The sequence below is a fragment of the Dactylosporangium sp. NPDC051087 genome (assembly GCF_055586325.1).
On record NZ_JBVJIJ010000040.1, the window covers coordinates 41556 to 63555 of the forward strand.

23 protein-coding genes are annotated in these 22000 nt (G+C 73.0%); 6 read left to right on the forward strand and 17 right to left on the reverse strand.

Annotation, left to right across the window (positions count from 1 at the left end):
* Window positions 1-10: 10 nt before the first annotated feature.
* The gene (locus ACZ6TV_RS48325) at window positions 11-388 is read left to right on the forward strand and encodes a YciI family protein (protein ID WP_465307195.1); all 378 of its coding nucleotides are present in this window, start codon (window positions 11-13) and stop codon (window positions 386-388) included.
* Window positions 389-433: 45 nt separating this feature from the next.
* Entirely contained in the window at window positions 434-1660 is a 1227-nt protein-coding gene (locus ACZ6TV_RS48330) for an RNA polymerase sigma factor (protein WP_465307197.1), read from the forward strand.
* On the opposite strand, the gene ACZ6TV_RS48335 is transcribed toward ACZ6TV_RS48330, so the two are convergent.
* From ACZ6TV_RS48335 to ACZ6TV_RS48365, 7 genes are all read right to left on the reverse strand, one after another.
* Window positions 1657-2943 (reverse strand): glycosyltransferase, encoded by a 1287-nt coding sequence (locus ACZ6TV_RS48335; RefSeq protein WP_465307199.1) that lies wholly within the window; start codon window positions 2941-2943, stop codon window positions 1657-1659. The two genes, ACZ6TV_RS48330 and ACZ6TV_RS48335, sit on opposite strands and share 4 nt — an antisense overlap.
* A gap of 63 nt (window positions 2944-3006) precedes the next feature.
* Window positions 3007-4206 carry a glycosyl hydrolase gene (locus tag ACZ6TV_RS48340; protein WP_465307201.1) on the reverse strand — a complete coding sequence of 400 codons (1200 nt, stop codon included), beginning with the start codon at window positions 4204-4206 and terminating at the stop codon, window positions 3007-3009.
* A 64-nt stretch (window positions 4207-4270) separates the two neighbouring features.
* Entirely contained in the window at window positions 4271-5119 is an 849-nt protein-coding gene (locus ACZ6TV_RS48345) for a carbohydrate ABC transporter permease (protein WP_465307203.1), read from the reverse strand.
* Entirely contained in the window at window positions 5116-6024 is a 909-nt protein-coding gene (locus ACZ6TV_RS48350; protein WP_465307205.1) for a carbohydrate ABC transporter permease, read from the reverse strand. The genes ACZ6TV_RS48345 and ACZ6TV_RS48350 overlap by 4 nt, the downstream gene beginning before the upstream one ends.
* Window positions 6024-7442, reverse strand: a complete 1419-nt coding sequence (gene ngcE, locus ACZ6TV_RS48355) for an N-acetylglucosamine/diacetylchitobiose ABC transporter substrate-binding protein (RefSeq protein WP_465307207.1) — start codon at window positions 7440-7442, stop codon at window positions 6024-6026. Before ngcE ends, ACZ6TV_RS48350 begins: the two co-directional genes overlap by 1 nt.
* A gap of 16 nt (window positions 7443-7458) precedes the next feature.
* Window positions 7459-8214 carry a sugar isomerase domain-containing protein gene (locus ACZ6TV_RS48360; protein WP_465307209.1) on the reverse strand — a complete coding sequence of 252 codons (756 nt, stop codon included), beginning with the start codon at window positions 8212-8214 and terminating at the stop codon, window positions 7459-7461.
* The gene (locus ACZ6TV_RS48365) at window positions 8211-9137 is read right to left on the reverse strand and encodes a MurR/RpiR family transcriptional regulator (protein WP_465307211.1); all 927 of its coding nucleotides are present in this window, start codon (window positions 9135-9137) and stop codon (window positions 8211-8213) included. The genes ACZ6TV_RS48360 and ACZ6TV_RS48365 overlap by 4 nt, the downstream gene beginning before the upstream one ends.
* A gap of 86 nt (window positions 9138-9223) precedes the next feature.
* On the opposite strand from ACZ6TV_RS48365, the gene ACZ6TV_RS48370 reads away from it, so the two are divergent.
* Window positions 9224-10177 (forward strand): N-acetylglucosamine kinase, encoded by a 954-nt coding sequence (locus ACZ6TV_RS48370; protein ID WP_465307281.1) that lies wholly within the window; start codon window positions 9224-9226, stop codon window positions 10175-10177.
* On the opposite strand, the gene ACZ6TV_RS48375 is transcribed toward ACZ6TV_RS48370, so the two are convergent.
* Genes ACZ6TV_RS48375 through ACZ6TV_RS48385 form a run of 3 tightly spaced genes read right to left on the reverse strand, consistent with a single transcriptional unit; the run spans window position 10141 to window position 14132 of the window.
* A complete protein-coding gene (locus ACZ6TV_RS48375; RefSeq protein WP_465307213.1) occupies window positions 10141-11226 on the reverse strand; it encodes a winged helix DNA-binding domain-containing protein in 1086 nt (361 codons plus the stop codon). The genes ACZ6TV_RS48370 and ACZ6TV_RS48375 overlap by 37 nt on opposite strands.
* 26 nt (window positions 11227-11252) lie before the next feature.
* Window positions 11253-13256 carry a helicase-associated domain-containing protein gene (locus tag ACZ6TV_RS48380; protein ID WP_465307215.1) on the reverse strand — a complete coding sequence of 668 codons (2004 nt, stop codon included), beginning with the start codon at window positions 13254-13256 and terminating at the stop codon, window positions 11253-11255.
* Between the two features lie 9 nt (window positions 13257-13265).
* The gene (locus ACZ6TV_RS48385; protein ID WP_465307217.1) at window positions 13266-14132 is read right to left on the reverse strand and encodes a CE1 family esterase; all 867 of its coding nucleotides are present in this window, start codon (window positions 14130-14132) and stop codon (window positions 13266-13268) included.
* Between the two features lie 208 nt (window positions 14133-14340).
* Between ACZ6TV_RS48385 and ACZ6TV_RS48390 the strand changes: the two genes are divergently transcribed.
* A complete protein-coding gene (locus ACZ6TV_RS48390; protein WP_465307219.1) occupies window positions 14341-14994 on the forward strand; it encodes an LPXTG cell wall anchor domain-containing protein in 654 nt (217 codons plus the stop codon).
* 78 nt (window positions 14995-15072) lie between these two features.
* Here ACZ6TV_RS48390 and ACZ6TV_RS48395 read toward each other — a convergent pair whose 3' ends face one another.
* From ACZ6TV_RS48395 to ACZ6TV_RS48410, 4 genes are all read right to left on the reverse strand, one after another.
* Window positions 15073-15456, reverse strand: coding sequence for an LmrA/YxaF family transcription factor (locus ACZ6TV_RS48395; protein WP_465307221.1), 384 nt, complete (start codon window positions 15454-15456; stop codon window positions 15073-15075).
* Between the two features lie 172 nt (window positions 15457-15628).
* The gene (locus ACZ6TV_RS48400) at window positions 15629-16003 is read right to left on the reverse strand and encodes a nuclear transport factor 2 family protein (protein WP_465307223.1); all 375 of its coding nucleotides are present in this window, start codon (window positions 16001-16003) and stop codon (window positions 15629-15631) included.
* A gap of 49 nt (window positions 16004-16052) precedes the next feature.
* Window positions 16053-16694, reverse strand: coding sequence for a SnoaL-like polyketide cyclase (locus ACZ6TV_RS48405; RefSeq protein WP_465307225.1), 642 nt, complete (start codon window positions 16692-16694; stop codon window positions 16053-16055).
* A 118-nt stretch (window positions 16695-16812) separates the two neighbouring features.
* A complete protein-coding gene (locus ACZ6TV_RS48410) occupies window positions 16813-17766 on the reverse strand; it encodes a hypothetical protein (RefSeq protein WP_465307227.1) in 954 nt (317 codons plus the stop codon).
* 60 nt (window positions 17767-17826) lie between these two features.
* Here ACZ6TV_RS48410 and ACZ6TV_RS48415 point away from each other — a divergent pair, with 60 nt between their 5' ends.
* Window positions 17827-18330: a PadR family transcriptional regulator gene (locus ACZ6TV_RS48415; RefSeq protein ID WP_465307229.1), complete on the forward strand. Its 504-nt coding sequence runs from the start codon at window positions 17827-17829 to the stop codon at window positions 18328-18330.
* On the opposite strand, the gene ACZ6TV_RS48420 is transcribed toward ACZ6TV_RS48415, so the two are convergent.
* Genes ACZ6TV_RS48420 through ACZ6TV_RS48430 form a run of 3 tightly spaced genes read right to left on the reverse strand, consistent with a single transcriptional unit; the run spans window position 18323 to window position 21568 of the window.
* Window positions 18323-20485 carry a heavy metal translocating P-type ATPase gene (locus ACZ6TV_RS48420; protein WP_465307231.1) on the reverse strand — a complete coding sequence of 721 codons (2163 nt, stop codon included), beginning with the start codon at window positions 20483-20485 and terminating at the stop codon, window positions 18323-18325. The genes ACZ6TV_RS48415 and ACZ6TV_RS48420 overlap by 8 nt on opposite strands.
* Complete coding sequence (locus tag ACZ6TV_RS48425; protein ID WP_465307233.1) at window positions 20472-21356, reverse strand: hypothetical protein; 885 nt, start codon at window positions 21354-21356, stop codon at window positions 20472-20474. Before ACZ6TV_RS48425 ends, ACZ6TV_RS48420 begins: the two co-directional genes overlap by 14 nt.
* Entirely contained in the window at window positions 21353-21568 is a 216-nt protein-coding gene (locus tag ACZ6TV_RS48430; RefSeq protein WP_465307235.1) for a heavy-metal-associated domain-containing protein, read from the reverse strand. Before ACZ6TV_RS48430 ends, ACZ6TV_RS48425 begins: the two co-directional genes overlap by 4 nt.
* 93 nt (window positions 21569-21661) lie before the next feature.
* Between ACZ6TV_RS48430 and ACZ6TV_RS48435 the strand changes: the two genes are divergently transcribed.
* A complete protein-coding gene (locus ACZ6TV_RS48435) occupies window positions 21662-21955 on the forward strand; it encodes a metal-sensitive transcriptional regulator (protein WP_033358532.1) in 294 nt (97 codons plus the stop codon).
* The last annotated feature ends 45 nt before the right edge of the window (window positions 21956-22000 follow it).

A 22000-nucleotide genomic window follows, 5' to 3' on the forward strand; every position in this document is an offset into this window, starting at 1 on the left:
CTGCCGTCCGATGAATGAGGAGAGTTCCGCGATGCGCTACATGCTGATGCACAAGGTCAACGACGCCGACCCCGCCGCCTGGTCGCCGACCCCGGAGTTCCTGGGCCGCATGGGCGGGTTCATGACCGAGGTCAACAACGCCGGCGTCCTGCTCGCCGCCGAGGGGCTGGCGCCGAGCTCGGCCGGCGCGGCGGTCATCCGCGTCAAGAACGGCACGCAGACCGTCGTCGACGGCCCGTTCGCCGAGGCGAAGGAGGTCGTCGCCGGCTTCGCGATCCTCCAGGTCCGCGACCACGCCGAGGCCGTCGAGTGGGGCCGGCGCTTCGGCGCCCTGTTCGAGGACATCGAGGTCGAGATCGAGGTCCGGCGGGTCCCCGACCACGGCTGAGCCGCCGGTACGCGCCCGGCCCGCGCCGGGCGCTACCTTGGCTTCGTGACGCGAGCTGACACGCATCAGGCGATCGAGGCCGTCTGGCGGATCGAGGCGGCCAGGGTCATCGCCGGGGTCGCACGCCTGGTCGGTGACGTCGGCCTCGCCGAGGAGCTGGCCCAGGACGCCCTCCTGGCCGCGCTGGAGCAGTGGCCGGCCGAGGGCGTGCCGCGCAACCCCGGCGCCTGGCTGATGACGACCGCGAAGCGCCGCGCGATCGACCAGATCAGGCGCCGGGAGCGCTTCGAGGCGCGCATGCCGGACCTGCTGCTGCCCGACACCGTCGACGGCGAGTTCGACGCGGTGCTCGAGGACACCATCGAGGACGACCTGCTGCGGCTCGTCTTCACCGCCTGCCATCCGGTGCTCGCCCCCGAGGCCCGGGTGGCGCTGACCCTGCGGATGCTGGGCGGGCTGTCCACCGACGAGATCGCCCGCGCGTTCCTCGTGCCCAGCGCCACCGTCGGGCAGCGGATCAGCCGCGCGAAGAAGGCCCTGGCCGACGCGAAGGTGCCGTTCGAGCTGCCCACCGGCGCGGCCCGCACCGAGCGCCTCGGCTCGGTGCTGGAGGTCATCTACCTCATCTTCAACGAGGGCTACTCGGCCACCGCCGGCGACGACTGGATGCGGCCCGCGCTCTGCGAGGAGGCGATGCGCGCCGGCCGGGTCCTCGCCGGGCTCATGCCCGCCGAGCCGGAGGTGCACGGCCTCGTCGCGCTCATGGAGATCCAGGCGTCCCGCTCCGCCGCCCGCACCGGACCGTCCGGCGAGCCGATCGTCCTGCTGGAGCAGGACCGGTCACGCTGGGACCGGCTCCTCATCCGCCGCGGCCTCGCCTCCCTGGACCGGGCCGAGGAGCTCGGCGGCGGCACGTACACGCTGCAGGCCGCCATCGCCGCCTGCCACGCCCGCGCCGCGACCGCCGGGGACACCGACTGGCACCGCATCGCCGCCCTGTACGCCGAGCACCCGCCGTCGCCGATCGTCGAGCTCAACCGGGCGGTCGCGGTGGGCATGGCCGACGGCCCCGCGGCCGGGCTGGCCGTGCTGGACCCGCTGCTGCGGGAGCCGGCGCTGCGGGCGTACCACCTGCTGCCCACCGTCCGCGGGGACCTCCTGGCGAAGCTCGGCCGCCGCGACGAGGCCCGGGCCGAGTTCGAGCGGGCCGCGGCGATGACCCGCAACGAGCGCGAGCGCGCCCTGCTGCTGGACCGCGCCGCCGCCCTCTAGCCGACCCGGCCGGCCGAGACCACGGCCTCGACCAGGCGGAGCAGCTCGGCGCGGGTGTCGAGGCGGGCGTAGGCGTCCCGCAGCCGCCCCGCGCCGAGCGCGAACGACGGCTCGGTCAGCACCCGCCGGACGGCGGCGCGCAGGTCCTCGTCGTCCGGGGCCGCGGCGCGCAGCCGTACGCCGGCACCCGCGAACGCGACCCGGGCCGCGACCTCCGGCTTGTCCTCGGTGGCACCCGCGACCACGAGGGGCACGCCGTGGGCGAGCGCGGTCTGCACGCCGCCGTAGCCGCCGTTGGTGACCATCGCCGTCGTGTGCGGCAGCAGCGCCCCGTGCGGGACGAACGACGCGGCCCGCGCGTTGGCCGGCAGGGTGCCGAGGACCGAGGGGTCGGCGCCGCCGGTGGTCGCGACGACGAGGACGTCCGCGGGGGCGAGGACCCGGATCGTACGGGCGACCAGGTCGGACAGGTCGGTGTTGGCGACGGTGCCCTGCGTGACGTGCACGACCGGCCGCTCGCCGGAGGTGACGTCGGCCCACCAGGGTGGCGGGACGAAGTCCGCGGCCGGCCCGGCGTCGAGCGAGCCGACGAAACGCACCTGCGGCGGCAGGTCGGAACGCGGGTACTCGAACTGCGCCACCCCGTTCTGCAGGTGCAGGACGGGGGAGATGCCCGACAGCGGCGAGGCCGACGTCGGCGGCAGCTCCACGCGGGCGCGGATCCCCTGCCAGTGCCGCTGGACGTCGCGGAGCAGCACGTGGTCCATCAGGGCGTACAGGGCCCGGTTGCGCAGCCGGCCGGCGAACGACGCCGACGGTGGCAGCGCGGTGCCGAACGGGGCGGTGTCGCGGCTCGGGACCGGCAGCGGGCTGATCCCCACCGAGATCCAGGGGGCGCCGGTGAGCTCGTGGAAGGCGGCGGCGCCGACGAGTCCCATGTCGGCGATCAGGGCGTCGTAGTGCTGCGCGGCGTACAGCGCGTGCAGCTCGGCGACCTGCCGCGGGACGGGGTCGAGGAAGAGGTGCTTGAGATCCCACCGGATCCCCGCGAGCCCGGTGCGGCCCGCGCGGCCGGGGTGGTCGTCGCTGAACGCGTCGCCGTGCCGGTCGAGCTCGGGGTGCATCGGGACGAAGGCGGCGCCGGTGCCCGCCACCCCGTCGCGAAGGCGCAGCCCGGCGTACCAGTCCACGGCGTGACCCGCGTCGACGAGCGCGCGGGCGATGGGCTTGAGCGGGTTCGTGTGTCCGGCGCTGGGCATGGACGCGAACAGGAAACGGGCCATGCCGGACAGCACGAAGGGGCCGGCACCGTGGTTCGGTGCCGGCCCTGTCGCATACCTAACGCACTAGCAGTGGCCGAGGTCCTCCCAGTTGGCGGTCCAACCCGGCTCCGAACCCTGGGTCCACCACTTGGCGCGCCACAGGTGCTTGCCCTGGCCCGACGCCGGGCCGTTGGGGTCGCCGTACTTGCTCTTCTCGTGCTTGACCGTCTGACCCGTCGTGTACGTCGCGCCGATCGACCACTCCGGGGCGGCCGCGCAACTGGTGGCCGGCGGGGTGGACGGGGTCGGCGAGGCCGACGGCGACTTCGACGGCGACGTCGACGGCTGCGGCGACGCCGAACCGCTCGGCGTCACGCAGGGGCCCGCCGAGTCGACGGTGTCGGTGAACGTGTTGCCCGCCGAGCGGTACGCGCCCGCCTGGGTGGTCACCTGCGAGGGGGTGAGCACCTGGTTCTTGGCGAACAGGACCCAGTCGACCTGCTGGATGTAGGTCGACAGCCCGCCGGTGTGCGCCGCCGTGTCGATGAACCAGAGGTTCCAGTTGATGGTCATCGTCTGGCGGGGGTAGAACTTGCCGGAGTGGTCGCCCATCTGGACGCCGTCGATGTAGTAGATGACGTGCCCGTTCGCGACGGTGACCACCAGGTCGTGCCACCCGTCGAAGCTGCGCCGCTGCTCCGAGTGGACGTTGTCGGCGAACCAGGGTTCGTTGCGGTAGGTGTACCAGGTCGTCTGGTAGTTGATCGGACCCTGCTCGCCCCAGCCGCCGTTCGGCAGGTACTCCGAGATGTCCAGCTCGCTGTAGGTGGGGTCGAGGTCACCGTTGAGCGGGCTGATGGTGAAGAACGTCTCGTTGATGTGGTCGCCGTCGTTGCCGCTGACGGGCGTGTCGGTGAAGCGGACCCGGCTGGCGTAGGTGCCTTCCAGGTAGCGCTTCTGCGCCGAGTACAGCTCGGCCTGGTTGGTGCCGCCGCCGGTGCCGTCGGTGGACGCCTGCAGCTGCAGCACCTTCTGCCCGCCGTTGGTGGGGAAGGTGATGCTGTTGGCCGACCAGGTGGCCCCGGGCACGCCGGGACCGCCGGCGTAGGTGCGCGGCACCCACCCGTGCTGGCTCAGCAGTGCGTCGGAGGACGAGCTGTAGTTGAAGTCGTCGAACAGGTAGCCGCAGTTGTTGGCCGCGGCGCTGGCGGTGCCGACGGTGGCCGCGGTCACGGCGACGGCGCCGACCCCGACGAGCAGCGCGGCGCCTGCCGCAGCCGCCAAAGATCGACGTTTACCGATGGACATGGGCACAGTCCTCCTTGAGGGGAAAGGAGTTTGACGGACCTTACTTGACCGCGCCGGCGGTCATACCGGCTCGGATGTGCCGTTGGAACGCGACGTAGGCGATGAGCACCGGCAGCATTGCGATGGTGAGACCGGCGAACAGACCGCTCCAGTCGCTGCGATACCCCTGACTGACCGACAGGGCGGCCAAACCCTGCGCCAGGACATACCGATCTGGGTCGGGGTTGAGGACCAGCGGGAGCAGGTACTGGTTCCAGAGCCCGAGGAAGTTGAAGATGCCGACGGCGACGAGACCGGGACGGGCCATGGGCAGCATGACGCGGAAGAACACCGTGCCGTGCGAGCAGCCGTCCAGGAACGCCGCCTCCGCCACCTCCGTGGGGAGCGTCTTGAAGAACGCGTGCAGGAAGAACACCGTGAAGGGCACCGCGTAGGCGGCGTAGACCAGGATCAGCCCCTGGTAGGTGCCGAGCAGGCCGAGCTGCTGCACGACGAAGAACAGCGGCACGAGGGCCAGGAACACCGGGAAGAACATGGCCGCGACGAACACGTAGTAGATGAAGCGGTTGCCGCGGAACTCGTACCGTGCCAGGGCGTAGGCGACCAGCGAGCCGAGCAGCATCGTCAGCAGCAGGCCCCCGCCCACCACGATCAGGCTGTTGAAGAAGTACCGGCCGATGTTCGCCTGGCTCCAGGCCCGGGCCCAGTTGCCCCACTGCGGATCCGTGGGCAGCGACCAGGGGTCGTTGAGGATGTCGTTGTCCTTCTTGAAGGAGCTGACGATCGCCCACAGCAGCGGCAGCGCGGTGACGACCCCCCACAGCAGCATCGCCAGGTGCACCGGGAAACGCCTCACGACGTCGCCTCCGCTCCGCTCCGGACCACTCATGACAGCTCCAGCCGTTCTTTGCGCCCGGCGCGCAGCGCGAGGACGGCGAGGGTGAGCGTGGCGAAGAACAGCGCGACGCCCATGGCCGAGGCGTAGCCGAACTTGCCGTAGGTGAAGGCGGTGCGGTACAGCGAGAGCCCGATGACCTCGGTCGCGCCGTCCGGGCCGCCGGGCCCGACCGTCATCACCTGCACGACCGCGAAGCCGTCCAGCGCCGCGATGCCCAGGTAGACGAACGCGACCTGCACGGTGTCGCGGACCAGCGGCAGCGTCACCTTCCGGAACGTCGCCCAGCCGCTCGCGCCGTCGAGCAGCGCGGCCTCGAAGAGCTCCTTCGGGATGCTGTCGATGGCCGCGCTGAACAGCACCATGTAGAAGCCCACCGACGACCAGACCAGCACCGCCATCACGGCCGGCAGCGCCAGCTTCGGATCGCCGAGCCAGCTGCGGGCGAGACCGGACAGGCCCAGCCCCCGCAGCGCCCCGTTGAGCAGGCCGTTGGTCGGGTTGTAGACGAACTGCCACAGCACCGCGATGACGACCAGCGACAGCAGCTGCGGGAAGAAGTACACGATCTGGTAGGCGCCGGCCCCGCGGATGGACGACCGGCCGCTGCGCCCGCCGAGGTGCAGCATGCTGGCCAGGAACAGGCCCAGCGCGATGGTCACCACCGGCACGCAGACGAGCATCACCGCGTTGTTGCGCACGGCGTCCAGGAACAGGGAGTCGCCGCCGAGGCGGGCGTAGTTGCCCGCCCCGACGAAGTGCGCCTCGCCGGCCACGCCGGTCCAGTCGGTGAGCGAGAGGTAGAACGCCTGCCCGTACGGCGACAGCACGAAGACGACGTGCAGCACCAGCGCTGGCGCCAGCGCACCGATGAGGAACCGGAGCCGACCGTGTTTCATCAGCGGGTGTACTTCTTGACGGAGCTGTCCTTGGCGATCGCGTCGGCGGCCTTCTGGATGCGGTCGGCCCACTCGGCCGGCGTCGCCCGCTTGTTGATCAGCTCGCCGGTCGCGTCGTCGACGGCCTTGGCGAGCGGCGCGTACCAGGTGCGGAAGCGGAAGGTGAAGGCTTCCTTGCCGGCCGCCTTGACCGCGGCGCTGGTGGACTCGAGGCCGCTGGACAGGGTGAGCCCGTCGGTGGCGCCGACGACCGAGGGCAGCGTGCCGGCGGTCTCGGCGAAGCTCTTCGCCGACTGCTTCGAGAACAGGATCCGCAGGTACTCCAGGCCGCCGGCGACGTTCTTCGCCTTGGACGGCACGATGAACGCCTCGCTGCTCGCGGCCTGGATCGCCCCGGCGCCGAACTTGTCGGAGCCGGTGCGGGCCGGCACGGCGCCCATCACCATGTCGAAGCCCTTGGGCGCGACGTCCTTCTGCTCGGCCTCCAGCCAGGAGCCGCAGGGGATGAACGCGGCCTTGCCCTGGCACCAGGCGGCCTGCGACTCGGTGTGCGACAGCGCCTCCGAGCCGGCCATGATGTAGCCCTTCGCGGCGAGCTCCGCGAACGCCTCGGCGGCGCCCTTGAACGCGTCGGACTTCCACGCGCCCGGCTGCAGGTTGTCCACGGCCTTGAGCAGGTCCGTGCCGCCGGTCTTCGCCGCCATGCTCAGCAGCGGGTCGTTCATGTACTCCGGGTACTTGCCCTGGTACGTCCAGGGAGCGATGCCCGCGGCCTTGATCGTGGCGCAGAGGGCGATCATCTCGTCCCAGGTCTTCGGGTACGTCCAGCCCTTGCTGGCGAACAGCGGCTTGCTGTACCAGAGACCCCACGCGGTGTAGGTGAAGTTGAGCACCAGCGTGCTGCCGTCGAAGGTGCCGTCCTCGATGACGCCGGGCAGCAGCGTGTCCTTGACCTTGACCGCCGGGTCGTCGAACGACGGCGCCTCCAGCAGGTCCTTGAGGTCCGCCAGCTGCTTCGCGCCGACCAGGGTGGCGAGGTCCAGCCGCCCGGCGCCGGTGTTGTCCACCACGTCCGGCGGGGTGTTGGCGACGAACCGCGGCTGCAGCGCCTCGCCGACCTTCTGGATGCCCTTGTGGTCGATCGTCGCCTTCGGGAACTTCTGGGTGTAGAGACCCTCGGCCTTCTTGGCGTAGTCGTCGCCGTAGCCGCCCTTGAAGATGACGACCTCCAGGGGCGCGTCCTCCTTCACGCCGAGCGGGTTGGTGGCGCTCTTCGCGCCGGTCTCGGCCTTGGCGTCGGCGTCCTTCCCGCTGGTCACACAGGCACTGAGCAGCGGAAGCGTGACGCTCGCCGCGGCTGCCGCGCGCAGGACGGTCCGTCTTGTCGGGTACGGTTGGACGAAGGGTGATGGGTTCATGACTGGGCCTTCTCTCCTAAGCGGTACGCCGGATGCGCCCGGCGTACCGCGCTTCGAGTGCTGCGTTGTGCTCCCGCCCGCCTGGGACGTTGTCGGACAGGTAGACCGGCGGCGTGACGCCGAGTGCCAGCAGCCGCGCCACCACTTCGGTGACGATCTGCTGGGCCAGCAGGGCCGCGGTGATCGAGGAGACGGCGCCGACGGCGCCGCCACCCGGCAAAGGCAGCGACGCGTCGCCGTAGGGTGCCCCGTTGTCGAGGACCACGTCGGCGAAGTCGCTGAGCTTCATGCCGCTCTCGTGCCGCGAGTCGACCCGGGAGGAGTGCTCCAGCGACGTGATCGCGATGAGGGCGTGGCCGCGCTGCTTGACCAGCTGGGCCATCTCCACCACGGCGCCGTTGACGCCGGAGTTGGAGGCGATGACGAACGTGTCGTCGGGCTTGACGGGGGCGAGGTCGTAGAGGCGGTGCGCGACGCTGGGCGTGCGCTCCAGCTGCGGGTCGGCGAGGACCCCGGACTGGTCGCCGCCGTAGAGGACGATGTCGCGCAGCGCGATCTTGTTGGTCGGCACGAGCCCCCCGGCCCGGCCGGCGATCTCCATCGCGAGGGCCTCGGAGTGCCCGCAGCCGAAGGCCTGGATCACCCCGCCGGCCTGCAGCGTGGCGGTCATCAGATCGGCGGCGTGCGCGATCTTGTCGCCCTGGGTGCTGCTGACGCGGTCGATGGCGGCGCGGACCACCTCGACGTAATCCCCACTTCTGATGCTGGTCACAGCGGCTTTTCCCTCCGTGGTCGCTTGCGGTTGCTGTTCGTGTCGGGCACCCGGTGCGCGTCCACAGCGCGCACCGTGAGCTCCAGGGCCTCGGCGGTCCGTTCGTAGGTGCGCTGCGCGACCGCCACGTAGATGAGGTCCAGGACCAGCAGTTGCGAGTGCAGTGCGGAGAGGGCCGCGACGCGGAACGTGGTCTCGTGGACCGACGTCGTGAAGACCACGTCGGCGACCTCGGCGAGCGGCGACCGCCCGAACGACGTCACCGCCACCGTCAGCGCGCCGTGGTCGGCGGCCTCGGCGAGGGTCTCGATCGCCTCGCGGGTCCGGCCGGAGTGCGACAGGCCGATCGCCACGTCGCCGGGGCCGAGCAGCGCCGCGTTGGTCAGCGCGGTGTGGGTGTCCGACCGGTACCAGACGGGGACGCGGATGCGCTCCAGCCGGAACGCCATCTCCCGCCCGGCGGTGCCGCTGCTGCCCAGTCCGAAGATCTCGACCCGGCCGGCGGTCGCGATGGCGGCCGCGACCCGCTCGACGGCGGCGACGTCCAGGCCCGCTGCGGTCGCCTGGATCGCCCGGGTGTCCGCCGCGGTGACCACGTCGAGGACGCCGTCCAGGGGGTCGTCGGGGGAGATGTCGCCGCTGATGTCGGTCTCCCACCGGGCCTGCTCGGCGCGGCCGGTCTCGGTCGCGATGGCGACCCGCAGATTGGCGTAACCTTTGAAGCCGAGGGTGCGGCTGAACCGGGTCACGGTCGCCGTGGAGGTGCCGGACCGCTCCGCGAGGTCGACGATGCTGGCGTGCGCCGCCGTCTCGGGATCGCTGAGGATCATCTCGGCGATCTTCGCGAGGGCCTCCGGCATGGTCGGCCCCTCGATGCGGAGCCGTCCCAGCAGCCCGCCGCTTTCACCCGTCACTCCGGTCATCCTTTTCATCGTTGCGTCTTGGCGATGAAAATTACGACCACTTCAACTTCTAGTCAACAACCATTTTCCATGGTTCGATCGTGACCATGGTGCTCATCCTCGGGGTCGATGCCGGCGGGACGGCCTCCAAAGCGGTCCTCACCTCGCCGGACGGGACGGTCCTGGGGCGCGGGTCCGCGGGTCCCGGCAACCCGTCCGCTGTCGGGTCGGCGGCCGCGGTTGCGATCGGGACGGCGGTCCGGCAGGCACTCGGCCCGCACGACCCGGGTGGGGTCGTCGCGGGTGTGGTGGGAGTCGCCGGGGTCAGCATCCTCGCTGATCCCGGCGTCGCCGCCGGCTTCGCCGCCCAGTGGGCCGACCTCGGCCTGACCTGCCCGATCGAGGTCGTCGCCGACGCCGTCACCGCCTTCTCCGCGGGCAGCGGCGAGTTCCCGGGCTTCCCGGGCGGGGGCGGTGAGCCCGGCCGCGCCTCGGCCGCCGGGGGGCTCCGTGGCGCGGTGCTCATCGCCGGCACCGGTGCGGTCGCGGCGCTGATCGAAGGCACCGAGGTGGTGCGCGCCGCCGACGGGCTCGGGTGGCTGCTCGGCGACGAGGGCTCCGGGCTCTGGCTCGGCCTGCAGGCCGTCCGGCACGCCGCGCACCACTGGTCCTCGTCGGGGCTCGCCGTGCGGGTGGCGCTGCACGCCGGCGCCGCGACCGCCGACGACCTCGTGCACTGGGCGCAGCGCCTGCCGTTCGGCTCGTTCGCCGCCCTCGCGCCGGTCGTGTGCGAGTTCGCCGAGGCGGGCGACCCGGCGGCGGCCTCGATCGTCGCGGCCGGCGTCGAGCGGCTGCTCGCCACGCTCGACGCCCTCGACGCCCCGGACGCCGCGGTGGTGCTGGCCGGCGGCCTCCTCACCGGTGCCACGCCGGTCCGGCGCGGGGTCCTCGCGGCGCTGGACGCGCGCGGCAGCACGGTCGGCACCGCGCTCGACCCCGCCCTCGGCGCCGCCCGGCTGGCCCTTCAGACCTGGTCGAGCCGCACCGGGGCGTCGATCTGAAGGAACGCGCGCAGCCGGCCGGCCTCGGCCAGCACCGAGGCGGCGGCCGCGTCCGGCAGCCGGCGGAAGGGCGACACGGCCAGCGCCGCCGGGGTCACCGACCAGATGCCCGCGACGAACCCGTCGACCAGGAACGTCGGGTGCACCATCGAGTAGCCGGGGCACACCTTCGCGCGGTCCTCGTCGCTGATGATCCGGGTCCGGTCCTCGTGGCTGAGCACCAGGTTGTCGAACTCGGGCAGGAAGCGCACCGGCGGCTCCTCGTCCCCGCCGGCGACCGGCAGGTCGGGCAGGTCGAAGAGCTCCTGCCCGCGCTCGTCGTGATGGACCCGCAGCCGGGGGCGTTCCGCCTCGACCTCGTCGCGCACCCGCTTGAGCCCTGACCAGTTCTGCAGGTCCGCGACGCTCGCCGGGCCGCACGAGGCGAGGTACCGGCGCAGCAGCGTCGACACGAGGGGCCGCTCCTCCAGCGGGCCGCCCAGCCAGTCCTCGGCGAGCGCGCAGGCCACGTGCCCGCGGCGGCGCCAGACCCCGGACGGCGGCGGGTGCACCAGGTTCTCCTGGAACTGCACGACCCACGCCAGGGCGATCCCCTTGCGGCCCGGGAACCGCTCGCCGAGCGCCTTCGCCAGCTTCGGCCGGGTCATCACCTGGTCCCGCAGGATGTCCCGGCCGGCCGCGCCGATGTCGGCGATGTCCAGCCCGGCGAACTCGGCGGCGAACGGCGACAGCCCGCCGGTCCCCAGCCGGGCCTTCAGCAGCGGGCGCAGCCAGCGGTAGTCGGCGCCGGTGGTCAGGTGCTGCGTGCGCCGCAGCAGCCCGCCGCGCACGACCCGCCGGTCGGTCAGCGCCTCGGTGAGCTCGTCGTGCCGCGTCCGGCGGGTCCTGGTCCACAGGCCGACGTAGGGCGCGTCGACCTCCTGCGCCTGCACCGCGACGAGGTGCGCGACGACCTCGTCGACCGGCCTCGGGTCGGGCTCGGCGTCGGGGGTGGTCAGCAGCTGGCGCTGCAGGTAGGTGCGGTTGAGCTGCCGCCTGGTGAGGATCACGCCCAGGACGTTATCGGCGGTTGCGGTCAGGAGCTGTCCTGAACCCGGTGTCTGGTGACCGGTTCGAAGGCGATCGTGCCGTCCGGGCGCTCACCCGCCGGCGCGTATCCCGCGGCCCGCAGCGCGGCGAGGGTGTCGGCGACGGGCAGGACGCTGGCGTAGACGGTCGGGGCGAGCTCGGTGAGGCCGAGCCCCGCCAGGCTCTTCACCCGCGTCAGCTCGGCGAGCAGCGCCGGGTCCTCACTGCGCAGCACGCACGCGACGGGCCGGACCCGCAGCCGTCCGTGCCGCCGGGCGAGGTCGGTGACCAGGTACTGCAGCGGCTGCGGGACCCGCCCGCCGGTCGCCGCCTCGCGCAGCGCCCCGAGGAGGTCGTCGGCGGTCGAGCCGGTGTCGAACGCCCGCCGCACCGACGCCTCGCTGAAGCGCCACGTGTGGCCGCCGCCGCGGGACTCCCGGTCGGCGGCGAGGTCGAGCAGCGCGGCGAGTCCCGGCGCCGGGGCACCGGTCGCGACCGCGGTCAGGTCGCTCTGCAGGAGCACCGTGCGCTGCGCGGCCGGGATCAGCCGCGCCAGCTCGGCGTCCAGCGCCGCGCGCCGCGGGATGCCGTCCAGGCCGGCCTCGGCGGCGAGGGCGCGGCACAGCCCTGTCGGCGCGTGCAGGGCGCCGAGCCCCAGCAGCTCCAGCTCCCGCCACAGCATGACCGTGGTCGGCCGGGCCTCCTCGGTGTCCGCTCCGGTCAGCAGCGGCCGCATGTACATCTGCAGCGCGTTGACCCCTTCCAGCGACGGCAGCGCGTAGCCGGCGGGCAGGCCGTTGAGCATCGACACGAGGCTGCGGCGCAGCACGCTCACCGCCTCGTCGCGCTCGGTCCGCAGCAGCGCGGGCGCCCGCGGGTCCAGCGGGACGGCGTCCATCGCCAGCCAGGCCCTGAGCAGCTCGCCGTACTGCGCGGGCGGGTCGAGCTCCAGCCAGTCGTCGTAGCGGGCCGACGGCGCGATCCGGTTGCCGGTGACGCCGATCAGCCCGGCGACCCCGGCGAGCGTGAGCCACAGCCGCATGCCGGGCTCGTCGCCGCCGATGGCCTTGCCGAGCCGGCGCAGCTCGCGGGCGCCGACCCCGCCGTCCTTCAGCATCGGCACCGGCGCCCGGCCGCACGCCTCCAGCAGCGCGGTGACGTGCGCGAGCGCGGACCGGACCGCGGCGGCGCCGTCGCGCTCGACCATCTCGGCGCTGACCTCGACCGGCACCTGCAGCGGAGGGGCGGGGTCGAAGTCGGCCCGGAAGCCGTCCCGCAGCACGACCCCCACCTCGCTGGGCAGGGCCGCCGCCGTCATGCCCACCGGGTTCCACATGAGCAGGCCGTGGTCGACGGCCCAGCGCAGCGGCGTCGGCCGGTTGACCCGCAGCGCCCCCATCTGCCGCGGGTCGAAGTAGAACGGGTCGCCCTCCGCGAGCGACAGCAGCAGGTCCCTGGTGGCCTCGGGCGCGGCGGCGAACTTCGCCCGGACCGTCGCCGCGTCGGCGAGCGCGGCGCAGATCCCGTCAAGCAGCGCCGCGCGGTCCCGGCCGACGGGCGCGTCCAGGTTGTACGCCACGCGCTGCAACCGGTCCAGCGGCAGCTGCGAGAGCTCGATGCGGGCCGACGGGCCGAACCCGTAGCCGCCGACGATCACCCGGTGGATCGGCGCGGTGCGGATCCAGTCGCCGTCGGGCCAGGCCAGGGCGTGCCACGCCAGCCGGCCCAGCATCATGTCCAGGTCGGCGTCGCCGGCGGCCACGCCCAGCAGCCGCGCCAGGTCGGCCCGCCGGGTCCCGGCCGCGCGCAGCGACAGCGCCTCGGCCACCTGCAGCTCCGGCAGGCTGAGCACGGCGACGGTCCCGGTGACCGTGCCCGGCTCCATCAGGACCGCCGCGAGCGCGGCCAGGTCGCCGGCCGGCGCTGCCTTCCCGCCGGGCAGGTGCGCCGCGGCGAGTTCCGCCCGCCGCGGCGCCGCCAGCCCGGAAAGGAAGTCCAGCATGGTTCTCATGCCGGGACGTTAGCCGTGCCGCGGGTGTACGGCGAAGAACGCCCACAGCACGTCGGTCGCGGCGATCTTCGGGGCGGGGTCCTTGAGCTCGCCGGCGGTCGCGCCGAACCACACGTGTCCCGCGCCGCCGACGACGTAGGCGTCCACGTCGCTGCCGTCCTTGCACCGCGTGGTCGTCAGGTGTACCGCCGGGTCCGGCGTGGCCGGTGCGGTGGCCTGCCGCGTGCACGCCATCCGGCTGCGCCAGGTGTCCACGCCGGTGGTGAAGACGGTGGACTGGGGGTCGTCGGCGCCGACGAGGGTCACCACCGAGACCGGGGCCGGAGGCCGGTAGTCCTCCGCCTCGGTGCGCCCGCCGGCGAACCCGCCGCTGACCGCGCCGATCGCGGCGAACACCCCTGGCGCCTCGACCGCGGCGCGGAAGCTCAGGTCGGCGCCGTTGGACACCCCGGCGAGGAAGATCCGGTCCGGGTCCGCCTTCCAGCGCTCGACGAGCAGCCCGGCGACGGCCTTCACGAAGCCGACGTCGTCCTGCGCCCCGCAGCAGCCGAACGCGTTGAACTGGCCGCCGACGCCTTCCGGGTACGCGACGATGAACCCCTTCTCGTCGGCCTTCGCGTCCAGACCGGTCAGCTCACGCATCGTGGCGCCGCTGCCGGGCTTGTGATGCAGCGCGACGACCGCCGGCATCGGGCGGCCCGGGTCGTACGACGCGGGCACGTGCAGCCGAAACGTGCGCTCCTTGTCACCGATGGTGACGGTCTGGGTGGTGTCGCCGGCGCGGGGCGCCTCGGCCGTCGCCCGTGGCGCGGGCGCCTCCCCGGCGGAGCAACCGGCCAGCATGATCACTGTGAGCAGCGCCAATCCCCGTCTCATGCCCGGTCAGCCTAGGCGGTGGTGGTCGCGCAAATCCACCTGCCCGATCGCCTTCTGTCACGGCGATCGTCGTCGATCAAGAGTATTTTCCAGGATGAATCACACCAAAATCGGACCAGCGCCAAAATTCCTGCCCCGCAACGGCTGTCGCTCGCGCGCGCCTGGCCATATGTTGTCGGACGTCAAGTTTCGTGAGGCAGGAGTCGTCGTGGGAAACACGCTGTTCAGGAGGGTTGCGACCGGCACGGCCGCCGCGACCGTGGCCGTCGGGCTATCGACCATGTTCGCTTCGCCGGCGAGTGCGCACGCATCGGCGGCAACCGGCTCCGCGGAGTGCGTGTCCGTCGACGGCGTCTACGAGGTCTCCTGGAAGCTGACCAACGACTACGCGAACGTCGTCACGCTCAGCAACATCAAGCTGGAGCTCGACAAGCAGGCGACGACGGTCCTGTCGACCACGACGGTCCCCACGGAGATCGCGGCCACCACGCGGGCCACGAAGATCACCGAGGTCAAGTTCAAGTCCCACGTCTCCCGCCCCGCCACCAAGGTGAAGATCACCTACTCGGCGAAGTGGTCCGACGGCTTCAACGCCACCGTCGCGAGCGCCTGGGTCCCGCTGACCAGCCCGTGCCCGTCGCCGTCACCGTCCAAGTCGCCGTCGGCATCCCCGTCGCCGTCCCCGTCGAAGTCGGTCTCGTCGTCGCCGACGCCCTCCACGTCGACCACGCCGAGCCTGCCGGTGACCGGCACCAGCAGCACGATGCCGCTGGTCGGCACGGGTGCCGCGCTGCTCGTCGGCGGCGTCGCGCTCGTCGCCACCCTGCGCCGCCGTCGCCGGGTGACCTTCACCGCCGAGTAGTCCGGCCCGCCGGAAGGGGAGTCCCGCGCGCCGGGGCTCCCCTTTCCGCTTGTCCTGCCGGTCGTCCTGCCCCTTGTCTTACCCCGCCAGCCGGTGGGCCTGGTCGAGCAGGTCGGCCGCCACCAGGTCGAACGGCTCCATGCTCTGCTCGGCCCGGCTCATCACCACCGCACCCTCCGTCGCCGCGATCAGCGCCGCCGCGAACCGCGCCGCCGCCGCGCCGTCCAGGCCGCCGGCCTCGAACAGCCCGCCCAGCCGCGCCCGCCAGGTGCGGAAGATCTCCGCCGCCTGGCTCAGCAGCTCGCCCGGCTCCGCCGCCACGGTCACCGCCAGCACCGCGCACCCCGCGCTGAAGGCCGACCGCTCCAGCACGGTCCGCCACAGGTGCAGGACGTGCTCGGTGACCTCGACGACCCCGCGCCCTTCCAGCTGCCCGAGCCCGTCGAGCATCCGCCCCGCCACCAGGTCGAGCGCGGAGCCGACGAGCTGGTCCTTGCCCTCGGGGAAGTGGTGGTAGATCGACCCGCGGGGCGCGGGATGCTCGCGAGGTGGGCCGGCCGGGCGGGGTGTCCGGCCGCCGGAGCCTGTGCGGCGGCGCGGGCGTGCCGGCGGCCGGGCGCCCGGCGCGCTCGGCTCAGGACGCGAAGTAGTCGCGCAGGTGGGCGATGAGGCCGTCCTGGACGCGGAAGATCTGGACCAGGGACATGGCGGTCGAGTCCGTGAACGCGGTGTCGATCTCGACGATGAAGACGCCGGGGTCGGCGGTCTGGTGCAGGACGTAGCGGGACCGTCCGAAGTCGACGGTGCGGGTGTCCTCGCTCGGCAGCGCATACCAGGCGGCCATGCCCGCGCGGATCGCGTCGCGGCCTTCGAGGCGGTGCGGGTAGGTACCGCCGGGCGGGGCGAGGGGAGCCTCGAGGACGCCGTCGGGGGTGAAGAGCGCGGCCAGGGCGTCCGGGTCGCGGCTGATGGCGCCGGCGTGGATGTAGCGCTGGAAGAGTTGGTCCATCCTCAATCGTAGCCGGGCACACGCGCGGTGTGCCCGGCCGCGACGGGGGTCAGTGCGCGACGGGGCAGCCGCCGGTCAGCTTGCCGAGGAAGTTGTTCGGGTCGTAATAGTGCTCGACCTCCAGCAGCTTCAGGTCGTCGGTCACCTTCGCGATGCTGATGCCGAACATTTCGATGGTCTCGCCGTTGGGCTGGAAACCGTGGTATTCGCCGGTGAACGCGCCCCAGTGGCGCCACTTGAACGTGACGACCGGGGGAGGGCTCAGCACCTCCAGCACCTCCCAGTAGAAACCGGTGGGAAATGCTTTGTGGAAAATGTGGTGGGAGGACTCGAACGATTCCTGTCCCGTTTTGTAGAACGCGCTGTCACCGATCAGGATGTTGTAGCTGCCGATGTCGGCGATGTCCTGCGCGGTCGCCCACGGGCCGCCGTTGACGTTGGTCCGGAAGTGCTCGGTCACCATGGAGACCCAGGTCGCGGGGTCCTTCTTGTGCGAGACCTCCATCTCGAAGACCTGCACGATGCGCTCCACGACGGCCTCGAGGGAGTCGGGGGCGAAATGGTGGGTCCGCTGCTCGGGCATCACCGTGTGCGACAGGTGGTAGTCGGGGGTGCCCTCGCGCCACTGTGCCTCGTCGGTCGCGTCGACGACGGCGGTGCGGCCTTGCAACCAGAGCGGGGTCTCAGTCAAGGACCTCGTCCTTTCACTGCATCGGGGAAGTGATCGACTGAGATGTTGGTGGATGCTATCGGCGGGCGTCAACCCCGTTGAGTAACGCGCGCCGAGACTGAGGTAAAATCGACTAACATCAATGTGTTGATCCTGTTGCGGCGAAGTGTCGGCGCAATGTTGTGGCGGGGAGGCCGGCCTCCGTGGCCATGGTCGTCCACGGTGCCCCAGCGGCGCGGCGGTCGGCGATGTAGGCGCGCAGGGTGTCGTACCCGAGTGCGCGCGCCACCGCGTCGCCCCGCGCGGCCGCGTGGTGCCGCTTCGCCGCGTGCGGGACGGCGTCGATGCCGTGCCGGCGCAACGCCGTCAGGACCGCCGACCTGGTCACGCCGGCCTCGGCGGCGATCGACGCGACGCTGCGGTGCTGCTCGACGTGGGCGCTGTGCAGGTACGCCCGGGTGTCCGCGAACCCGAGCCGCCGCGCCGCGGGAGCGAGCCGCTCGGGCGAGGGCGCGGTGGGGGCGGCGGACGCGGACAGGTGCCGGGAGACCCAGTCCTTGTGCAGCCCGGCCTCCCGGCTCACGGCGGCCATGCTCATGCCCGAGGCGAAGCGGTCGGCCAGGTAGTCGTCGAAGGTGGCATACCCGAAGCGCGCGGCGACCTCGCGGGTGAGCCGCTCGCGGTGCTGCAGGGCGCGCCGGCGGTTGCCCTCCGCGCGGGCCCGCGGGTCGACGACGGCGAGCGCGGCGAGGGTCTTGGCCCGCCGCTCGGCCGGGTGCTGGCGCCCGCGGGCCGCTTCGGCCGCCGCCTCGGCGAGGGCGCCGCTGCGGGACCGGGTCAGGGCCCGCTGCTGCGCGTTGCGGATCGCCGGCTCGACCTTGCGGGCCAGGAGGGCGGCGGAGCGGCGCCGGCGGGTCGGCTGGCCGCTGAGCGGGTTGCCCAGCTCCAGGCCGAACGTGGCGATGTAGTCGGCCTTGCTCCAGCCGTGGACCCGGATGTGGCTGGCGACCGAGAGGAACCATCGCCCGCACAGGTGGCAGCGGACCCGCTCGCCGTCGGTGAGCATCTGGCCGATCGGCGCATGGATGGTCATTCGCCCTCCCGCCCAGTAGTCACAGTGAGACTACCGGCCTCGGCGACTACGCTCAAGGGCGTGCTGTCGCTGGCCGAATGGATCGTCCTCACCCTGGTCGACGAGGGCCCGACGCACGGCTTCGCGATCGCCGCGCTGACCGCCGAGGACGGCGCGGTCGGGCAGGCCTGGCACGTGCCGCGCCCGATCGTCTACCGGTCGCTGGACCGCCTCGGTGCCCTGGACCTGGCCCGTGTGGAGAGCACCGAGGCCGGCGCCCGCGGCCCGCGGCGCTCGATCGTGACCACCACCCCCGGCGGTGCGCGGGAGGTGGGGCAGTGGCTGGACCGGCCCGTCGGGCACGTCCGGGACATGCGCTCGGAGCTGCTGGTGAAGCTCGCCCTGCGGCTGCGCCGCGACCTGCCGCCCGGCCCTCTCGTCGCCGCCCAGCGTGAGACGGTGGCGAAGGTCCGGGCGGCGATCGAGCGCCGGCGCGACGCGGAGACGGGCTTCGGCCGGATCCTGCTGACCTGGCGCTACGAGAACGCCGTCGCCGCGGAGCGCTTCCTGGACGCGATCAGTTGAAGCGGCGCAGGCGCAGGCTGTTCGCGACGACGAAGACCGAGCTCAGCGCCATCGCGCCGCCGGCGATCATCGGGTTGAGCAGGCCCGCGGCGGCGACGGGCACCGCGGCGAGGTTGTAGGCGAACGCCCAGAACAGGTTGCCCTTGATCGTGGTGAGCGTGCGCCGGGACAGCCGGATCGCGTCGGGCACCGCGGTCAGGTCGCCGCGGACCAGGGTGATGTCGCTCGCCTCGATCGCGGCGTCGGTGCCGGTGCCCATCGACAGGCCGAGGTCGGCCTGGGCGAGCGCGGCGGCGTCGTTGACCCCGTCGCCGACCATCGCCACGACCCGGCCCTCGCCCTGCAGGCGGCGCACCACGTCGAGCTTGCCTTCCGGCAGCACCTCCGCGACGACCTCGTCGATGCCGACCTCGGCGGCGACGGCCCGCGCGACCGCCTCGGCGTCGCCGGTGAGCAGGACGGGGCGCAGCCCGAGGTCGCGCATCCGCCGTACCGCGGCGGCCGATGAAGCCTTGACGGTGTCACCGACCGAGATCAACCCCTGGACGGCGCCGTCCCAGCCGACCGCGACGACCGTCCCGGCGACGTCCGGGGCGTCGGCGGACCCGGTCAGCCCCTTCGAGGCGAGGAACGCGGGGCGGCCGACCCAGACCGTGCGGTCCTCGACGATGCCGCTGACCCCGTGCCCGGCGTGGGCGGCGAACGACGCGACGGCCGGCCGGTCCGGCACCGCGGCGGCGACGGCGACGGCGATCGGGTGCTCCGAGGCGTGTTCGACGGCGGCGGCGAGGCGCAGCGTGTCCGGGTGGCCGTGCACCGCCAGGACGGACATCCGGCCGGTGGTCACGGTGCCGGTCTTGTCCAGCAGCACCGTGTCGACCCGCCGGGTCGACTCCAGGACCTCCGGGCCGCGGATCAGGATGCCCAGCTGGGCGCCGCGCCCGGTGCCGACGAGCAGCGCCGTCGGCGTCGCCAGGCCCAGCGCGCAGGGGCACGCGATGATCAGCACCGCCACCGCCGCGGTGAACGCGGCCGCCGTCGAGCCGCCCGTGCCGAGCCAGAAGCCGAGCGTGCCGGCGGCGAGCGCGATGACGATCGGCACGAAGACCCCGGCGATGCGGTCGGCGAGGCGCTGCACGTCGGCCTTGCCGCTCTGCGCCTCCTCGACGAGCCGCGCCATCTGCGCCAGCCGCGTGTCGGCGCCGGTGCGGCTCACCCGCACGACGAGCCGCCCGGACGCGTTGACGCAGCCGCCCACCACCGGGTCGCCGGGGCCGACGTCGACGGGCAGCGGCTCGCCGGTCAGCATGCTGACGTCGACCGCGGAGGTGCCGTCGAGCACCGTCCCGTCGGCGGCGACCTTCTCGCCGGGCCGCACGACGACCCGGTCGCCGACCTTCAGCTGGTCGGCGGGGACGCGGCGCTCGGTGCCGTCGTCGGCCAGCACCGCGGCGTCCTTGGCGCCCAGCTCCAGCAGCGCCCGCAGCGCGGCCCCGGCCCGCCGTTTCGCGCGGGCCTCGAAATAGCGGCCGGCCAGGATGAACACCGTCACCCCGGCGGCGACCTCCAGGTAGATGGCGTCGGTGCCGCCCCCGCGGGAGATCGTGAGCTCGAACGGGTGCCGCATGCCGGGCATGCCCGCGTCGCCGAGGAACAGCGCGTACAGCGACCACAGGAACGCCGCCGCGGTGCCGACCGAGACGAGCGTGTCCATGGTGGCCGCGCCGTGCCGCAGGTTGCGCAGCGCCGCGCGGTGGAAGGGCCACGCGCCCCACACCACGACCGGCGCGGCGAGGGTCAGCGACGCCCACTGCCACGACTCGAACTGCCACGCCGGCACCATCGCCAGCAGCACCACCGGCACGGCCAGGGCCGCGCTGACCAGCAGCCGCTGCCGGGCCTCGGCAGCGGGATCCGCCGCGGGACCGGCGGCCGGCGCGGGCTGCTCCTCGTGCAGCGAGGCCGTGTAGCCGGTCTGCTCCACCGTGGCGATGAGGTCGGCCACCACGACGGTCGGCGGGAACACCACGCGCGCCTTCTCGGTGGCGTAGTTGACGCTCGCGGAGACCCCGTCGAGCCGGTTCAGCTTCTTCTCGATCCGGGCGGCGCACGCCGCGCAGGTCATGCCGCCGATCGCGAGCTCAGTTGTGGGCATGTCCGCCCCCGACACCGGTCACCGTGAACTCCGCCGTGTGCACCGCGCCGCCGTGCTGGAACTGGAAGTACAGCCGGTGCGTCCCCTCCGTGGCGCCCTCGACGGCGAACCGGACGTCGGGACCGCCGGTCGCCGGCTCCTTCGGGTGGACGTGCAGGTAGGCGAGGTCCTTCTGGGCGATCGCCACGAGGTGCCCGGCCGCGCCCAGGTAGGGCTGCAGGTCGGTGACGGGCCGCCCGTCGCGCTCCACGCGCAGCGTCACGCCGTCGTGGGTGTCGAGCCGCACCGTGTACCCGTCGACGACGGCCGTCGTGGCGGGCGCGGGCAGCGGCCCGGTCTTGGCCGTGCCCGGCACGTCGAGGTCGGCGGCGATGACGGTGGCCGCCCCGCCGGTGGCGGTGAAGTCCGCATACGCGCGCCAGGGGCCGCCGTCGGGGAGCGTCAGCGGCGCCCGCCACGTGCCGTCCGCGTCCATCGCCGGGTGGACGTGCTGGAACCCGGACAGGTCCCGCCGCACCACGATGAGGTGCAGCGGCTTCTCGTGCACCGTGTCGAAGCGGGTGACGGCCCGCCCGTCGGCGCCGGTGATCCTGAAGCTCAGGCCGCCGGTGTACGGGTCGACCTTCATCGCATAGCCGCCGGCGGCGGGCGCGCCGCTCGGGACCGTGTGGTCACCGCCGTGCGGGCTGACGGTGCCGTGCGGGCTGACGGGGTCGTGCGCCTTGCCGGGGTCGTGCGCGTCGCCGGTGGGTCGCTCGCCGGCGACCGCGTCGGGCCCGACGAGGCGGCCCGCCCCGAAGGCCACCCCGAACACGACCGCGAGGCCCGCGGCGAACGCCCCCAGCCGGACCGGCGTGCTCAGCGGCCTCATGCTCGGAGCCCGACGACTTCGTAGCCGGCCTCGTCGACGGCGGCGCGGACGGCCTGCTCGTCGGCGGGCCCGTCGCTGGTGACCGTCACGGCGCCGGCTTCCAGGTCGATCCGCACGGCGGTGACCCCGGCGACCTTCCCCACCTCGGCGGTGACCGCCTGCACGCAGTGCCCGCAGGTCATGCCCTTGACGGCGTAGGTCGTGGTGTTCATGTGCCGGCTCCATCCACTGTCGATACGGATACCCCCCATGGGTACCCGGTGAACCTAGCATACCCCCCGGGGGTGTGCGCTAGTATGGGGTCCATGACGACCGCCACGCCCCGCGGTTACACCGCGACGAAGGACCAGCTCCAGAGCCGGCTGCGCCGCATCGAGGGCCAGGTCCGCGGTGTGGAGAAGATGGTCGACGAGGACCGCTACTGCATCGACGTCCTGACCCAGATCAGCGCGATCCAGGCGGCCCTGGACAAGGTGGCCCTCGGCCTGCTCGACGACCATGCCCGGCACTGCATGCAGCACGGCGCCGAGGAGGGCAAGGGCGAGGAGATGGCCACCGAGATGATGGCCGCCGTCGGCCGCCTGCTGCGCAGGGGCTGACCTCAGCAAAGGAACAAGGCCGGCGCTCGCCGGCCTTTTCTGTTT

Bases quoted from the DNA above. Each gene is read 5' to 3' on its own strand.
- ACZ6TV_RS48325 (WP_465307195.1), top strand. From the start codon at position 11: ATGAATGAGGAGAGTTCCGCGATGCGCTACATGCTGATGCACAAGGTC.
- ACZ6TV_RS48335 (WP_465307199.1), bottom strand. From the start codon at position 2,943: ATGGCCCGTTTCCTGTTCGCGTCCATGCCCAGCGCCGGACACACGAAC.
- ACZ6TV_RS48345 (WP_465307203.1), bottom strand. From the start codon at position 5,119: ATGAGTGGTCCGGAGCGGAGCGGAGGCGACGTCGTGAGGCGTTTCCCG.
- ACZ6TV_RS48350 (WP_465307205.1), bottom strand. From the start codon at position 6,024: ATGAAACACGGTCGGCTCCGGTTCCTCATCGGTGCGCTGGCGCCAGCG.
- ngcE (WP_465307207.1), bottom strand. From the start codon at position 7,442: ATGAACCCATCACCCTTCGTCCAACCGTACCCGACAAGACGGACCGTC.
- ACZ6TV_RS48365 (WP_465307211.1), bottom strand. From the start codon at position 9,137: ATGACCGGAGTGACGGGTGAAAGCGGCGGGCTGCTGGGACGGCTCCGC.
- ACZ6TV_RS48370 (WP_465307281.1), top strand. From the start codon at position 9,224: ATGGTGCTCATCCTCGGGGTCGATGCCGGCGGGACGGCCTCCAAAGCG.
- ACZ6TV_RS48380 (WP_465307215.1), bottom strand. From the start codon at position 13,256: ATGAGAACCATGCTGGACTTCCTTTCCGGGCTGGCGGCGCCGCGGCGG.
- ACZ6TV_RS48385 (WP_465307217.1), bottom strand. From the start codon at position 14,132: ATGAGACGGGGATTGGCGCTGCTCACAGTGATCATGCTGGCCGGTTGC.
- ACZ6TV_RS48400 (WP_465307223.1), bottom strand. From the start codon at position 16,003: ATGGACCAACTCTTCCAGCGCTACATCCACGCCGGCGCCATCAGCCGC.
- ACZ6TV_RS48410 (WP_465307227.1), bottom strand. From the start codon at position 17,766: ATGACCATCCATGCGCCGATCGGCCAGATGCTCACCGACGGCGAGCGG.
- ACZ6TV_RS48420 (WP_465307231.1), bottom strand. From the start codon at position 20,485: ATGCCCACAACTGAGCTCGCGATCGGCGGCATGACCTGCGCGGCGTGC.
- ACZ6TV_RS48425 (WP_465307233.1), bottom strand. From the start codon at position 21,356: ATGAGGCCGCTGAGCACGCCGGTCCGGCTGGGGGCGTTCGCCGCGGGC.
- ACZ6TV_RS48430 (WP_465307235.1), bottom strand. From the start codon at position 21,568: ATGAACACCACGACCTACGCCGTCAAGGGCATGACCTGCGGGCACTGC.
- ACZ6TV_RS48435 (WP_033358532.1), top strand. From the start codon at position 21,662: ATGACGACCGCCACGCCCCGCGGTTACACCGCGACGAAGGACCAGCTC.